Annotated in this window: 14 protein-coding genes, 1 riboswitch and 1 other annotated feature; of the genes, 3 read left to right on the plus strand and 11 right to left on the minus strand. The window is 58.4% G+C overall.

The features are described 5' to 3' along the window. Positions 1 to 125: 125 nt before the first annotated feature. From ACESQ2_RS06600 to ACESQ2_RS06610, 3 genes are all read right to left on the minus strand, one after another. Positions 126 to 1,442, minus strand: a complete 1,317-nt coding sequence (locus ACESQ2_RS06600; RefSeq protein ID WP_049070232.1) for a voltage-gated chloride channel family protein — start codon at positions 1,440 to 1,442, stop codon at positions 126 to 128. Positions 1,443 to 1,521: 79 nt separating this feature from the next. Continuing rightward, positions 1,522 to 1,583: riboswitch (Fluoride riboswitch) on the minus strand. Positions 1,584 to 1,682: 99 nt separating this feature from the next. Next, positions 1,683 to 2,222, minus strand: a complete 540-nt coding sequence (locus ACESQ2_RS06605; protein ID WP_004101360.1) for a septation protein A — start codon at positions 2,220 to 2,222, stop codon at positions 1,683 to 1,685. Between the two features lie 52 nt (positions 2,223 to 2,274). Further along, entirely contained in the window at positions 2,275 to 3,018 is a 744-nt protein-coding gene (locus ACESQ2_RS06610) for a YciC family protein (protein WP_046878279.1), read from the minus strand. Positions 3,019 to 3,331: 313 nt separating this feature from the next. Between ACESQ2_RS06610 and ompW the strand changes: the two genes are divergently transcribed. Further along, on the plus strand, positions 3,332 to 3,970 hold the full coding sequence (ompW, locus tag ACESQ2_RS06615) for an outer membrane protein OmpW (RefSeq protein WP_004121296.1): 639 nt from the start codon (positions 3,332 to 3,334) through the stop codon (positions 3,968 to 3,970). Between the two features lie 121 nt (positions 3,971 to 4,091). Here ompW and ACESQ2_RS06620 read toward each other — a convergent pair whose 3' ends face one another. Together ACESQ2_RS06620 and ACESQ2_RS06625 are read right to left on the minus strand one after the other, a co-directional pair. Then, a complete protein-coding gene (locus ACESQ2_RS06620) occupies positions 4,092 to 4,337 on the minus strand; it encodes a YmjA family protein (RefSeq protein ID WP_014228996.1) in 246 nt (81 codons plus the stop codon). A gap of 214 nt (positions 4,338 to 4,551) precedes the next feature. Then, positions 4,552 to 5,256 carry an SDR family NAD(P)-dependent oxidoreductase gene (locus ACESQ2_RS06625; RefSeq protein ID WP_224260285.1) on the minus strand — a complete coding sequence of 235 codons (705 nt, stop codon included), beginning with the start codon at positions 5,254 to 5,256 and terminating at the stop codon, positions 4,552 to 4,554. A 121-nt stretch (positions 5,257 to 5,377) separates the two neighbouring features. Between ACESQ2_RS06625 and ACESQ2_RS06630 the strand changes: the two genes are divergently transcribed. Then, a complete protein-coding gene (locus ACESQ2_RS06630; protein ID WP_014838206.1) occupies positions 5,378 to 6,277 on the plus strand; it encodes a LysR family transcriptional regulator in 900 nt (299 codons plus the stop codon). 154 nt (positions 6,278 to 6,431) lie between these two features. Here the strand turns inward: ACESQ2_RS06630 and ACESQ2_RS06635 are convergent, their stop codons facing one another. Further along, positions 6,432 to 7,379 carry a zinc-binding alcohol dehydrogenase family protein gene (locus tag ACESQ2_RS06635; RefSeq protein WP_046878277.1) on the minus strand — a complete coding sequence of 316 codons (948 nt, stop codon included), beginning with the start codon at positions 7,377 to 7,379 and terminating at the stop codon, positions 6,432 to 6,434. Positions 7,380 to 7,456: 77 nt separating this feature from the next. Here ACESQ2_RS06635 and ACESQ2_RS06640 point away from each other — a divergent pair, with 77 nt between their 5' ends. Next, on the plus strand, positions 7,457 to 7,912 hold the full coding sequence (locus ACESQ2_RS06640) for a MarR family winged helix-turn-helix transcriptional regulator (RefSeq protein ID WP_046878276.1): 456 nt from the start codon (positions 7,457 to 7,459) through the stop codon (positions 7,910 to 7,912). Between the two features lie 31 nt (positions 7,913 to 7,943). Here ACESQ2_RS06640 and trpA read toward each other — a convergent pair whose 3' ends face one another. From trpA to ACESQ2_RS06665, 5 genes are read right to left on the minus strand one after another with little or no spacing between them, the layout of a single operon-like run. Further along, positions 7,944 to 8,753 (minus strand): tryptophan synthase subunit alpha, encoded by an 810-nt coding sequence (gene trpA / locus ACESQ2_RS06645; RefSeq protein WP_032749463.1) that lies wholly within the window; start codon positions 8,751 to 8,753, stop codon positions 7,944 to 7,946. Further along, a complete protein-coding gene (gene trpB / locus ACESQ2_RS06650) occupies positions 8,753 to 9,946 on the minus strand; it encodes a tryptophan synthase subunit beta (RefSeq protein WP_004850131.1) in 1,194 nt (397 codons plus the stop codon). The genes trpA and trpB overlap by 1 nt, the downstream gene beginning before the upstream one ends. 9 nt (positions 9,947 to 9,955) lie before the next feature. After that, complete coding sequence (gene trpCF, locus ACESQ2_RS06655) at positions 9,956 to 11,314, minus strand: bifunctional indole-3-glycerol-phosphate synthase TrpC/phosphoribosylanthranilate isomerase TrpF (protein ID WP_025106981.1); 1,359 nt, start codon at positions 11,312 to 11,314, stop codon at positions 9,956 to 9,958. Between the two features lie 3 nt (positions 11,315 to 11,317). Beyond that, a complete protein-coding gene (trpD, locus tag ACESQ2_RS06660; protein WP_004850135.1) occupies positions 11,318 to 12,913 on the minus strand; it encodes a bifunctional anthranilate synthase glutamate amidotransferase component TrpG/anthranilate phosphoribosyltransferase TrpD in 1,596 nt (531 codons plus the stop codon). Continuing rightward, a complete protein-coding gene (locus tag ACESQ2_RS06665) occupies positions 12,913 to 14,475 on the minus strand; it encodes an anthranilate synthase component 1 (RefSeq protein WP_014838210.1) in 1,563 nt (520 codons plus the stop codon). The genes trpD and ACESQ2_RS06665 overlap by 1 nt, the downstream gene beginning before the upstream one ends. Positions 14,476 to 14,510: 35 nt before the next feature. Next, positions 14,511 to 14,606 (minus strand) — a sequence feature (Trp leader region). Positions 14,607 to 14,650 lie beyond the last annotated feature (44 nt).

The following is a 14,650-nucleotide window of genomic DNA, read 5'->3' on the forward strand; positions in this document are numbered from 1 at the left end:
TTATCGTTTCAATAAAGCGATGCTAATCTCCATTAAATCCTCACAATTGCCGCAACTTTCCGGCATGTGGTAGATATCATGAAGAAACCGGCGAGCCTGAACCCTCCGGTTTCCGGGCACGTTCGTCAGGAGGTGGGGGTTTCGTTGTCGGTTTTTTGACGGCGTGTTTGCGATTGGTACCACGCCGGGAGCTCAGCCAGTCTGATGCCGGTCGGGACATAGCTTTGTTTCAGGCAGGCTATGCGCTGGGAACGATAAATACCGGTATAGCCCGAGACCAGCCATGCCACCACGCAGGCCAGCGCCGCGTAAACACCGATTTCCGCGCCAAATAGCTCAATCGCCATCAGCGTCGAGGCGATGGGGGTATTCGCCGCGCCAGCAAAGACGGCGACAAAACCTATCCCGGCCAGAAAACCTGGCGGCATATGCAGCAGCGGCGCCAGAGCATTGCCCAGCGTCGCGCCGACGTAAAACAGCGGGGTGACTTCGCCACCTTTAAATCCGCTGCCTAAAGAGACAACGGTGAAGATCAGTTTGCCGAAGCAATCCCACGGCGCCAGCGGATGCTGGAAAGCGTCCACTATCACCGGTATGCCCAGGCCAATATAGCGCTCTCCGTGCAGCAGCCAGACGGCGCCGGCAATCGCCAGTCCGCCAATAAACGGCCGCAGCGGCGCGTAGTGAATCCGTTTTTTCATCAAGGCGCCGACCGCATGCGTGCTGTCGGCGAAAATGCGCGCCGCGAGGCCAAAGCAGCAGCCGGCGATAATGATGGCCAGCAGCGTCCAGAGCGTCAGCGTGGGAAAGCCGGTAATAAAGTAGTGCGTATGCTGCACGCCCCACATGATGCCGACCCGATCGGCGATAATCGCCGCAAACAGACAGGGAAGAATGGCGCTGTAGTCCATCCGTCCGATAGCCAGGACCTCGAGCCCGAATAGCGCTCCGGCGAGCGGGGTACCGAAAACCGAAGAGAAACCGGCGCTGATCCCGGCCATCAGTACCATTCGCCGGGCACCGTCGTTAAGGCGGAAAAGAGCAGTAAAACGGTCGGCGATCGAGGCCCCCATCTGCACCGCCGTGCCTTCACGCCCGACGGAGGCGCCAAACAGATGAGAAACAACGGTGCCGAAAAAAACCAGCGGCGCCATGCGCAAGGGAATGATGCGCTGAGGGTCGTGAATCTCTTCCAGAATCAGGTTATTGCCGGCCTCCACGCGGGTGCCGTAGCGCAGGTAGATCCAGCCGACGGCAAAACCTGCCAACGGCAGGAGCCCGATAAGCCAGCGGTGAGCTTCACGCGTTGCCGTGGCCCACTGCAGTGAGAAAAGAAAAAACGCCGATGCCGTACCCGCCAGCACCGCGATGATAAAGGCGAGGAGCAGCCATTTTCCGAGGAAGAAAAGCAGAGAGAGTGATGAAAAGCGGTTTGCACGCATCGTCAGTTCCTTAGAAGATTAACCTTCCCGGACGCGGTGCCTGCAATTCAGATATGCCTGCCCATTCCCGGTCCGGGAATAAAAAGCAGGCATCATTAGCCACATGGCGGTTCAAGGAGGAATGCCATCTCCTGTGAGAAATAGCTTACATTACGAATCGTTTCAGCTGAAGCGATTTATGCGGAGAGGGGAAAAGCGAAGAACGCGGCACGCCGTCCGGCGTGCCGTGGGAAAGCCAGCTTAGTGGTTGTCGTCCTGCGGCATATGGCGATAGATATACACGCCGCTCAGCAGGGTGAATACCAGCGTCAGGGCGGTTAAACCAAAGACCTTGAAGTTGACCCAGATATTCTGCGGCAGCCAGAAAGCGATATAGATATTCGCCAGTCCGCAAAGGATGAAAAACACCGCCCAGGCCAGATTCAGACGCGACCACACCTGCTGCGGCAGCGTCAACTCTTTACCCAGCATGCGCTGGATCAGCGGCTTCTTCATCACCCACTGGCTAAACAGCAGCGCGCTGGCAAACAGCACGTAGATAACCGTCACCTTCCATTTAATAAACTCATCGTTATGGAAGAAGATGGTTAAGCCGCCAAATACGGCCACCAGCACAAAGGTAATCAGCGCCATTTTTTCGACTTTACGATAGCGCACCCAGCTGTAAATCAGCACGATGGCGGTAGCGATAATCAGCGCGGTCGTCGCGGCGTAGATATCATAAAGCTTGTAGAATGCGAAGAAGACTACCAGCGGTAAAAAATCCAGAAACTGCTTCATACATCGATTCCGTCGTTCAGGTTGGGGCAGGGAGCACCCGCCCCGGATTAGGTTAGTTACGAATGAGCATATACAAGCGAAATAAATAGATCAGCAACAATGCGGAGATAAGATTGCTGAGGGTATTTATTACCACCGCGCCAACGTTTGGCGTCAGGACCGCGAAGCTGGAGGCAAACAGCAGCAGCAGCGTTTTCGCCAGCAGCCAGCCGATAATGGCCGGCGCCACCAGACGTACGTTGGCCCAGGCCATACGCATACTGCTACGCATGGCGCTGAAAATCCCCATTTTATCCTGCACCAGCATAACCGGTGCGAAAGAGAGCACGATAGCCAGCAGGACGCCCGGCACCACCACCAGCATCATTCCCATCTGCACGATAAACGTCGTCAGCAGGATCAGCAGCAGCAGCTTTGGCAGCACCGGCGCAGAAGCGCCGATCGCACGCAGGGCGCTGACTCGCTGACCAGCGGAAACCATCTGAATCATGAGCAGAACGCCGCCGGCAAGAATGGCGTTACCTACCAGCCCTGAGAAGGTGGAGGCCGCAGACGCGCGCAGCAGGATTTGCTGCTGCTCCGGCGTCATGCTCTGGACCAGTTCGAACAGCCCGCCGCTACCCGCCAGGCTATCGCCCTGGCTCAGTATTGACAGCTGCTCTTCACTGGGTGAAAAGGCATGGCCAAGTACTACCGTAATGAACGCGCATAGCAGCGCAATCAGCAGGATAGTAACGAACTGATTGCGGAAAAAGTTCCCGGTGTCACGGTAGACGGACTTCGCCGTGATAGACATGCATTCTCCTTGAGTATTGCAGGTGTTAACTAGCCGGCGATTGTACCGCAAATCGCGGCTGGGTAGCAGTCTCTGCTCCTGCACGCTAAGTATATCTTTGTAAATAGAAGAGGAAATCAGCGACGCGCTGCCTTGAGTGTCATAAAGGAAGAAATTTGATACGACACGCTTCTCACTGATTGTATTGAGAAAGTGAAAATTAATCTGGATCAATAAATGTTAAATTTGCCCACTTAATGTGATCTATGTTGGATCAAACATACTTCAATGTAGGTATATTCTGGCGCTGAATAACCATAATGAGGAAGTGGGTATGAAAAAGTTAGCAGCGGCGGTTGTTATTCTGAGCAGTCTTTCCGGCAGCAGCGTCTGGGCGCATGAAGCCGGTGAATTTTTTATTCGCGCGGGTTCGGCAACGGTCAGACCGACCGAAGGCGCGGGCGGCACGTTAGGCAGCCTGGGGGGCTTTAACGTCAGCAATAATACGCAACTGGGTTTGACGTTCACCTATATGGCAACGGATAACATCGGCGTTGAACTGCTGGCCGCCACGCCGTTCCGCCATAAAGTCGGGACCGCGGCAACCGGCAATATTGCGACCGTTCACCATTTACCGCCGACGCTTATGGCGCAGTGGTATTTTGGCGACTCCAGCAGCAAGCTGCGTCCTTACATTGGCGCGGGTATCAACTACACGACCTTCTTCGATGAGAGCGTGAACGATACGGGTAAAAAGACCGGCATATCCGATCTGAGCCTGAAAGACTCCTGGGGGGCGGCAGGACAGGTGGGGATGGACTATCTGATTAACCGCGACTGGCTGATTAACATGTCGGTGTGGTACATGGATATCGACACCACCGCCAACTATAAGCTGGCGGGCGCGCAGCAGCACGACAGTATTCGTCTGGATCCGTGGGTGTTTATGTTCTCTGCGGGATACAGGTTCTAAAGTCTCAGGTAAAGCTGGTCGCAATGACCAGCTTTATTGCACGTCCCGACGCGAAGTCCGCTGCTGCGATTGCCGATGCGTCATTTGCCGCAAGCACTTCGCGGAACGTCCGCGTCTACCGCTACTCATTACCCCATTTATTCAGGAATACCGCGATATCATCGATGCGCTGCCGATCGATGCCCGCTTGTATGGCCATCTCTCCCTGCGCCTCCTCGCTGATTTCTTCGTTATTCATCAGCCGCGTAATCAGCAGTTGAAAATAGCGCGCCAGGGGCTCACGTTCTGACTCGCTGACGGGCTCGGCGGACTCCGTCGAATACTCATCCGCAATGTCGTAATATTTCAGTGGTACTTCCTCGTGCATATATCGCTCCCGGTTGACGTTGTGCCTGTATTTTCTGGCTTGAATAATATCACCCCTGCCTGGCTTTAGCTCAGGAACGCCCGGAAAAACGTATGACTAGCCCACGCCATGCGCAACGGGTCCAGAAACTCTCCATCATCGGGGCGTAATAGCGTAAAAAGCGAAAATTGACTGCCATGAACCCGTCTGCAGGCCATTAATACGCATAGACTTATCACCACGGCACGCGACATCCGCGATAATCCAGATACTCTAATCCGGGACGATTTTGTTTTTCCAGCAGCACGTTCACCAGCGAGGGTATGGTTTCCGCCATGGTGAGCGGGGCGCTCTCGCCGCCAAGGGCCGTGCGGATCCACCCCGGCGCCATGACCACCATCGGATGCGATACGCTGGCAGGGCGGGCGGCAAAGCTGCGCATAAACATATTCAGCGCGGCTTTGCTCCCGCGATACAGCTCGCGCTGCCCGCCGGTATTATTGCTCAAACTGCCTTGTCCTGAAGACATAACGCCAATCAGCCCCTGCGGCAGCACCAGCGCCTGCAGATGTTCTATGACCCGCATCGGCGCGAGCGCGTTGGTCAGCATGACGTGAATAAACTCTTCCGTCGCGATCTCGCCGATGATTTGTGTGGGATCGCGGTTGGTGGTGCCCGCGTTGACGAACAGCATATCCAGCACGCTATCGGCAAGCACATTGCGCAGCGCCGCGATCCCGTCGCTATCACAAATATCCAGCGCCTCAATGCGCACCCGTCCAGGATAAGCCTCGGCCAGATGGTGCAGCGGCGTCGTTTGTGAGAGATCGCGTACGGTGCCGATGACCTGCCAGCCATGCAGCAGAAACTGTTCAGCCATGGCGTGCCCAAGCCCGCGTGACGCGCCTGCGATCAATACTGTTTTAGGGGAAGTGACCATGGGCATAACTCCTGAGCAAATACATGATGGGGTAAATATAGGCTGGTGCTGTAGCAGGCGGAAGGCGCAGCATTTGCAATAATAAAGTGCATCAGACGCCTTATCCTGGAGTGGAGAAAAGATGACCGATCCTGATTTCAATTTACTGGCGGCGCTGGATGTACTGTTGAGCGAGAAAAGCGTTGCCGGGGCGGCTAAACGGCTTAAGCTCAGCGCTTCGGCGATGAGCCGCACGCTGACGCGCCTACGGCAGGTCACCGGCGACCCGCTACTGGTCAGAGCCGGGCGAAACATGGTGCTGACTCCGCACGCAGAAAGTCTGCAGGCGCGGGCAAAAAACGTTGTCTCCGAGATGCGCGCGGTGCTCAACGCTTCGCCTGCGCCGCTGAGTTTATCGACCCTCGAGAAGCGATTTACTTTGCGTACCAATGAGGGATTTATAGACGCTTTTGGCCCGGCGCTGGTGAACGCCGCCGCGCGGGAAGCGCCGGGCGTGACGCTGGAGTTTGTCGCTAAGCCGGAGAAAGATGCCCGATTTTTACGCGAGGGGCGGGTGGACCTGGAAATTGGCGTACTGAAAAATATGGGGCCGGAGATCCGCCTGCAGGCGCTGTTTCGCGATCGTTTTGTCGTCGCGCTGGCCAAAAACCATCCGCTGGCCGCCTTTGCTGACATGTCGCGGGAACAATTTGTTTCCGTGGGGCACGTCATTACCTCCCGTCGCGGGTTGATACGCGGGCCGGTTGATGACGCGCTGGCGGCGTGTGGCATGCGCCGCAGGATTGCCGCGGTGGTGCCTGGTTTTTCCGCCGCGCTGGCCGTGGCCCGGGATTCTCAGCTCATCGCCGTTGTCCCGGCCTCCTGCCTGCAGAGCGCGGCGGGAAAAGAGATGGTCGCTTTTCCTCTCCCGGTGAGTACGCCGGAGATAACGGTGTCACAAATGTGGCATCCTCGCCAGGAGCATGAATCGGCACATCGCTGGCTAAGGCAGCTGGTGCGCAGAGTGTGTCGACAACCATAAAAAAAGCCCGCACAGGTGCGGGCAAAAATACTGGAAGCAATGTGAGCAATGTCGTACCGAATACCTGAGCTGTTTGCTCAACTATTCAGTAATGAGAAAGATAATATTTCTCATTTAAGATATCAACCCCAACTTTTGTGCAGAAGCGATTTTTTTAATCGACGACAAAGACGGTGCGTTTCTGGCTGTCGTCCTGCGGCCACGCCGTGGCGACCTCGCGAAGCGGCCGGGGAGTCGTGGCAATAGTCAATCCGCCGGCGACGGCGGCCTGCAGCATCTCCCCGGTGGCGGCCAGCAGCTGGGGCACAGAAAGGCTGCCAATTCCGCTGCCCATCAGCTGCAGCGGCGAGGAGCGTAGCACCGCGCCATTGAGAGAGATATCGGCGGCGGAAAGGGAACCGACCTGAATAAAACGTACCGGCGCATTTCCTGGGCTGTGTTTTGCCAGCGCTGGCAGCAAAAGTTCGGCGCTACGTCCCCACAGATAATCGACGACGACATCAATCTGCTGCGCCGCCAGCCCGGCAAACTGCGTCCGTAAGTCCGCCTCATCCTGACTTAAGTTAACGGTTTCATCAGCGCCGAGGGCGGCCAGCTTCTCCACGTTTCGCCCGCAGGCGATCACTTTTCTGGCGCCGAGAAAACGGGCGATTTGTACCGCCAGCTGCCCGGCGCTGCCGGTGGCGCCGTTGATCAGTACCGTTTCCCCGGCTTTCATCCCGGCGCGTTTGACCAGCGCCGCCCAGGCCGACATCCCCGGATTAGCCATTGCCGCGGCGGTGATATCGTCCAGCGCATCCGGCAGCGGCAGACAGTGGTTTAAGGCGACGGGAGCCCGTTGCGCCATGCTGCCCCAGGGCGCGACGGGGAAGGCGAAATAGACGCGCTCTCCGCCGGGTAAGATACCGGTGCCGTCAATACCCGGGACAAAAGGCAGGCGGCCATCGAAACTATAATGCTTACCGGAGGCCCTGCCTTTCACTACATGACTGATGGCGGCTGCCCGAACCTCGACTAACGCCTGATGCTCACCGGGCTGCGGATCGCGAAAATCGGACCACACCGGCCCCTGCTGCAGGTCAAAAACCACGGCTGCTTTCATCGTCTTCTCCCCCTGTGGGATAGTTATGTGTAAAATGCACGTATCTGATAACAGCACTATACCCGGTTAACCAATATATGCAAGATGCACATAATAATTACGACATCAGCGGCTTTCACGGCGCGCTGCTCGATATCATCAGCGTGATGAACCAGCCGATGCGCGACGAGCAGATACTGCAGGCGGCTGGGGTCCAGCTCGATCGGATCCTCTTCCCGCTGCTGGTGGCAATAGGGCGCAGGGGACCCGTTGGGGTCGTTGAACTGGCGGATAGCCTCGGTCGCGATTACACCACCGTCAGCAGGCAGGTGAAGAAGCTGGAAGCGCAGCAGCTGGTACTCAAGCAGCCCAATGCAAAAGATCGCCGGATTAGCGAGGTGACGCTCAGCGAAGCGGGGCAGGCGATGATCGATCGTATCGCGGGAGCAAGAACGCGGCTGATGAATGAGGTGCTGGCCGGATGGACGCAAGAAGAGGTGATGGCGCTGTTTCGCCTGACGCGTAAATACGCCGACAGCTTACAGCTGAAATAACCGCCCGGCCCGGGGCCGGACGGCAGGCACGTTAAGCCGCTTTAGTGGCGGCTTTCAGGCTTCGGGCGAAAGCCTTGAGTTCCGCCAGCATGGCCTGCGGGTCATTCACGTTCCGCTCGATGATTTTGACGATGGCGGAGCCGGAAATTGCGCCGGCCGCGCCGGCCTCAATCGCGGCGGTAACCTGCTCCGGCGCCGAGATGCCAAAGCCCTGCAGCGGCGGCGCGGCGTGGTACTCGGCCAGCTTTTCAATCAGATGATGCAGCGGCAGCGCGGCGCGGTTTTCCGCACCGGTCACGCCCGCCCGCGACAGCAGGTAGGTATAACCGCGGCCGTAAGAGGCTATCTGGCGCAGCAGATCGTCATCGGCATTGGGCGGGCAGATGAAAATCGGCGCGATATTGTGGCGCAGCGCGGCCTGGCGGAACGGCGCGGACTCTTCCACGGGGACATCGGCAACTAGCACGGAATCGACGCCCGCGCGTTCGCACGCGGCGTAGAATTCATCGATGCCGGGGCTGAACACCAGGTTGGCGTACATCAGCAGGCCGATAGGAATGGTAGGGTGTTTCTGGCGAATCGCCGTCAGCATTTCGAAGCACTGCGCGGGGGTCACCCCGGCGGCAAAAGCGCGCAGGGTGGCGTCCTGAATGGTCGGGCCATCCGCCAGCGGGTCGGAGAAAGGAATACCCAGCTCCAGCGCGTCGGCACCCGCCTCAATCAGCGTATCGATAATTTTTAGCGACTGTTCCGGATTCGGATCGCCGAGGGTGACGAAGGGAACAAACGCGCCTTCCCGGCGATCTTTCAGTTGTGCAAACAGCGTCTCATAACGTTCCATCAGATTTCCCCTCGCGCTTTTAAAATATCATGTACGGTGAAGATGTCTTTATCGCCGCGGCCGGAGAGGTTAACCACCAGCAGCTGCTCTTTTTCCGGGTTTTCACGCATCATTTTCAGCGCGTGCGCCAGGGCGTGGGAGGATTCCAGCGCCGGGATAATCCCTTCATGGCGTGATAGCTCTTTAAAGGCCTCCAGCGCTTCGTCATCGGTAATCGACACGTAATCGGCGCGGCCAATGCTGTTTAAATAAGCATGCTGCGGGCCCACTGACGGGAAATCCAACCCGGCGGAGATGGAGTAGGACTCCTCAATCTGGCCTTCTTCGGTTTGCATCATCGGCGATTTCATACCGAAATAGATGCCCACACGACCGTGCTTAAGCGGCGCGCCGTGCTCGCCGGACTCAATACCGTGACCTGCCGGCTCCACGCCAATCAGGCCAACAGCGGTTTCGTCGATAAAATCGGCGAACATGCCGATGGCGTTCGATCCGCCGCCGACGCAGGCGATAACCGCATCCGGCAGGCGACCTTCTTTCTCGAGGATCTGCGCTTTGGTCTCTTCGCCAATCATGCGCTGGAATTCACGCACGATGGTCGGGAACGGGTGCGGGCCCGCGGCGGTGCCGAGCATATAGTGGGCTTTTTCGTAGCTGCCGGACCAGTCGCGCAGGGCCTCGTTGCAGGCATCTTTCAGCGTAGAAGAGCCGCTATGAACCGGGATCACTTCCGCTCCCATCAGGCGCATGCGGAAAACGTTCGGCGACTGGCGTTCGATATCCTTCGCGCCCATGTAGATGCGGCACTTCAGGCCGAGCAGGGCGCTGGCGAGGGCTGAGGCCACGCCGTGCTGGCCGGCGCCGGTTTCGGCGATAATTTCCGTTTTGCCCATCCGTTTCGCCAGCAGAGCCTGGCCGAGCACCTGGTTAGTTTTATGCGCGCCGCCGTGCAGCAGGTCTTCACGTTTCAGATACAGCGTCGTGCGGGTGCCTTCAGTGAGGTTGCGGCATTTGGTCAGCGCCGTCGGACGACCGGCGTAGTTTTTCAGCAGGTCGGTAAATTCGGCCTGGAATGCCGGATCTTTTTGCGCGCTGACGAACGCGTCTTCCAGCTGGCGCAGGGCGGGCATCAGGATCTGCGGAACGTACATTCCGCCGAATTCGCCAAAGTAGGGGTTCAGTAAAGTACTCATTGTTGCTCCTTAATATGCGCGCAGCGTTTGAAACACAGAGGACAGCTTGTCGGCATCTTTAATACCCGGCTGCGACTCTACGCCTGAATTAAAATCGAGTCCGGCACAGCCGCTTTTGGCGGCTTCTACGCAGTTATCGGCGCCGAGGCCGCCTGCCAGCATGACGTTATGCAGGTCCTGGCCCTGCAGCAGGGACCAGTCGAAACGCTGGCCGGTGCCGCCCTGACCGTTGTCGAGAACGTATTTATCGACATGGCGCAGATCGCGCGGCGGTAGCGTTTCACCTACGCTGAGGGCTTTCCAGATTTGCACCTTCGGCGGAAGTTCGGCGCGCAGGGTATCAATATAGGTCTGGTCTTCGCTGCCGTGCAGCTGTACGGCGGCTAAGTCGAGGTTTTCCGCCCGGGCGATCACTTCCGCCACCGGGGTATTGCGGAATACGCCGACATAGCTCAGAGGCGCGCTGGCGATCACCGCTTGCGCCTGCGCCTCGTTCACCGCGCGCGGCGACGTCGGGACAAAAATCAGGCCGCCGTAGACCGCGCCGGATTCATACGCCACCTGGGCATCCTGGGGGCGGGTCAGGCCGCAGACCTTATTCTCGCCGAGCAGCACGCGCTTCACGGCGGCGTTGAGATCGGCGTGCTCCATCAGCGCCGAGCCAATCAGGAAGCCGTTGGCGAAGTGGCTCAGTTCGCGCACTTCCGCGTAAGTATGGATGCCGGACTCGCTGATCACCGTGACATCGTGACCGAGCTTAGGCGCCAGGGTACGGGTACGGTTGAGATCAATCGACATATCGCGCAGATCGCGGTTGTTGATGCCGACCACTTTCGCCTTCAGCGCAATCGCGCGCTCCAGCTCCTCTTCATTACTCACTTCGGTCAGCACGCCCATGTTCAGGCTGTGCGCGACGGCGGAGAGCTGGCGATACTGCTCATCATCCAGCACTGAAAGCATCAGCAGACAGGCGTCGGCCTGGTAGTAGCGCGCCAGGTAAATCTGATAAGGATCGATGGTGAAGTCCTTACAGAGAATCGGCTGCGGCGCGACCTTACTGACCATCGGCAGGAAATCGAAGCTGCCCTGGAAATATTTCTCATCGCACAGCACCGAGATAGCCGAGGCGTAGTGCTTGTAGACGCCAGCGATGGCCGCCGGGTCAAAATCTTCGCGAATCAGGCCTTTTGATGGCGAGGCCTTTTTGCACTCGAGAATAAACGCGGTGCGGGTTCCGGCGAGGGCATCATAAAAATTGCGCTGCGTCGGTACCACTTCATTTTGAAAACTGGCTAACGGTTGTTGTTGTTTGCGGGCTTCTACCCAAATCGCTTTGTCGGCCACGATTTTTGCTAAAACGGTCTGCATTTTTTACCCTCTTGCCGCTAATGCGGTCACTCTGTCATAGGCCGCTCCGCTATGCAGCACATCGATGACTTGCTGCGCGTTGGCCTTCAGGTCTTCGTGTCCATGTAAACGCATCAACATGGCGACGTTGGCGGCAACGGCGGCTTCGTGAGCGGCTTCACCTTTACCTTGTAGCAAGCGCGTAAGAATGTCACGGTTTTCTTCCGGCGTGCCGCCTGCCAGCTGCTCCTGATGGTAAGGCGTCAGGCCAAAGTCGGCGGCGGTGAGCTGGTAGCTCTTGATTTCGCCATGGTTCAGTTCCGCGACCACCGTCGGCGCGTGCAGCGACACTTCATCCATACCGCCGCTATGCACCACCGCGGCGCGCTGGTAGCCCAGCACGCGCAGGGTTTCCGCAATCGGCAGCACCAGTTCCGGGCTATAGACGCCAATCAGCGCCAGCGGCGGATGAGCCGGGTTGATCAGCGGCCCAAGCACGTTAAACAGGGTGCGGGTTTTGAGCTGCTGACGGACCGGCATCGCGTGGCGGAAACCGGTGTGGTACTTCGGTGCGAACAGGAAGCAAACGCCCAGTTCATCCAGCGCCTGGCGAGATTTATCGGCATTCATATCCAGGTTGATACCGAACGCCGCCAGCAGGTCGGAAGAACCGGATTTACTCGACACGCTGCGGTTACCGTGCTTCGCGACCTTCAGGCCGCAGGCGGCGGCTACAAACGCGCTGGCGGTCGAAATATTGATACTGTTGCTGCCGTCGCCGCCGGTACCGACGATATCGGCAAACGGATAATCCGGACGCGGGAACGGCGCGGCGTTTTCCAGCAGCGCGGTGGCGGCGCCGGCGATTTCCTGCGGATGCTCACCGCGTACTTTCATACTCACCAGCGCGGCGGCCAGCTGCTCGGGTTTGACTTCACCGCGCACCACCGCAGAGAACAGCTGATGGCTCTCCTGCTGGCTCAGGGTTTCGGCCTGGTACAGTTTTTCCAGAATCGGCTGGAGAGTGTTGGTCTGCTCCAGCTTCTGCAGCGCCCAGGCCAGGGTTTGCTCCAGCAGGCGTGCCCCCTGGGTGGTCAGAATTGACTCAGGATGGAACTGGAAGCCGCAGACGCGATCCGCGTCGTGACGCACCGCCATCACCATACCGTTGAAGTGGGCGTTGATGGTGAGTCCGGCCGGGATATTGCTGCCCACCAGCGAGTGGTAGCGGGCGACCGGCAGAGGATTGCTCAGTCCGGCAAACATCGCCTGGCCATCGTGCTCAATGCTTGACGCCTTCCCGTGAAGAATTTCACCGGCCTGACCGACGTAGCCGCCGTAGGCTTCGACAATCGCCTGATGGCCGAGGCAGATACCGATAATCGGCAGCTTGCCGCGCATGCGGGTCAGCAGCTCCGGCATGCAGCCCGCTTCGCTCGGCGTCCCCGGCCCCGGAGAAAGCATCAGTACCGGGTTTTTCATGGTGCCGATGCGCTCAATCAGCGCCTGCGCCGGGACGGAGTTGCGGTAAATCACCACGTTATGGCCGTTCGAACGCAGCTGGTCTGCCAGGTTATAGGTAAAAGAGTCGATATTATCGAGCAGCAGAATGTCGGCCATTAGAAAATCTCCTTCGCGTGGTGGGCCTGGGCGATAGCGCGCAGCACCGCGCGAGCTTTATTACGGGTTTCATCCGCTTCTGACTGGGGAACGGAGTCGAGCACGATACCGGCGCCGGCCTGCACCGTGGCGACGCCATCCTGCACGTAGGCGGAGCGGATCACGATGCAGGTATCGAGGTCGCCGTGGGCGGTAAAGTAGCCCACCGCGCCGCCGTAGCTGCCGCGGCGTTTGCCTTCAGCGGCGGCGATAAGCTGCATGGCGCGCACTTTCGGCGCCCCGCTGAGGGTGCCCATATTCATACAGGCGCGGTAGGCATGCAGCACGTCAAGGTCGCGGCGCAGCTCGCCAACCACGCGGGAGACGAGGTGCATCACAAAGGAGTAGCGGTCGACTTTGGTCAGGTCGGCGACGTAGCGGCTACCCGGCGTACAGATGCGCGCGAGGTCGTTACGCGCAAGGTCGACCAGCATCAGATGCTCGGAGAGCTCTTTATGGTCGGTGCGCATCTCCAGCTCAATGCGGCTGTCGAGATCGCGATCCAGCGAACCATCCGCGCGGCGGCCGCGCGGGCGGGTACCGGCAATGGGATAGATTTCAATCTGGCGATTGGTGGCATCGTACTTGAGAGAACTCTCCGGCGACGCGCCGAAGAGAGTGAAATCGTTGTCCTGCATAAAGAACATGTACGGGCTCGGGTTGCTCTTCTTCAGCACATCATAAGCGGCCAGCGGCGACGGGCAGGGCAGCGAGAAGCGGCGTGACGGCACGACCTGAAAAATCTCGCCCGCGCGGATGGCGCGCTGCATTTTACGCACGACGGCGCCGTACTCTTCGTCGCTCTGATCGCAGTCGCAGCTCATTTCGGCAACCGTGGTCACCGGCAGCGGCGCCGGCGGCTCGTTTAGCTGCTGACGAAGCTGAGCGAGCCGCTGTAGCAGACGCTGTTTTTCGCTTTCCAGCGGCGTGAACAGGCTCGCCTGGATACGGGTATTTTTGGTCTGATGGTCGATAACCAGCAGCGTTTCCGCCAGATAGAAGCAGTAATCCGGGCAGGCGGTGTCGCTCTCCAGCGGCGGCAGGTCTTCAAAGCCAGCGACCAGGTCATAGGCGAACAGGCCGCCGAAGAACATCGCTTCGCGCTCCTCCTGCGGGACGGTTATCAGATCCTGCAGCAGGCGAAAAGCGTCGAATACCGAGAGTGAACACAGGCGGGCATCTTCATCCAACAGCGCGCTGACCGGCGGGAAGGTTAATACCCGGCTATTTGGCTGACGCTGGTTATCGATGCCGGATGGCAGCGCGCTATCCAGCAGTTCGAGTAACGCCGTACCGTTGGCGGAAAATGCGTGAATAGTGACAGTGTCACCTAGCGCGGTAATGCGCAGCGCGCTATCCACCAGCAGCAGGCTCTTTAAATCATCCTTACTGTCGATATCCGCGGATTCCAGCAGCAGGGTGGCTGGACGCGCGCCGCATAGCTGGTGGAACAGCGCCGTGGGGTTTTCCCGATAGATGGCGTCGCTGGTGAGAAGCTCGAGTGCCGGTTTTGATGTTTGCATTATTGTTGTCGCCTGTTCGCTATAATAATTTGTCCAATAAAAAGCCCGCTCATTGGCGGGCCGGGTATCTGTATGCTGAGTGCAAAACGCGATCACGCCGCCCGATAACAGGAGGTGCGCCACCAGCCGTGCAGAGTGATGAATTGCGTTTTCATTGTTGATACCCCTTCATGTG

The sequence above is a fragment of the Klebsiella sp. Q11 genome (assembly GCF_964241505.1).
GTDB classification, from domain to species: Bacteria; Pseudomonadota; Gammaproteobacteria; order Enterobacterales; family Enterobacteriaceae; genus Klebsiella; species Klebsiella michiganensis.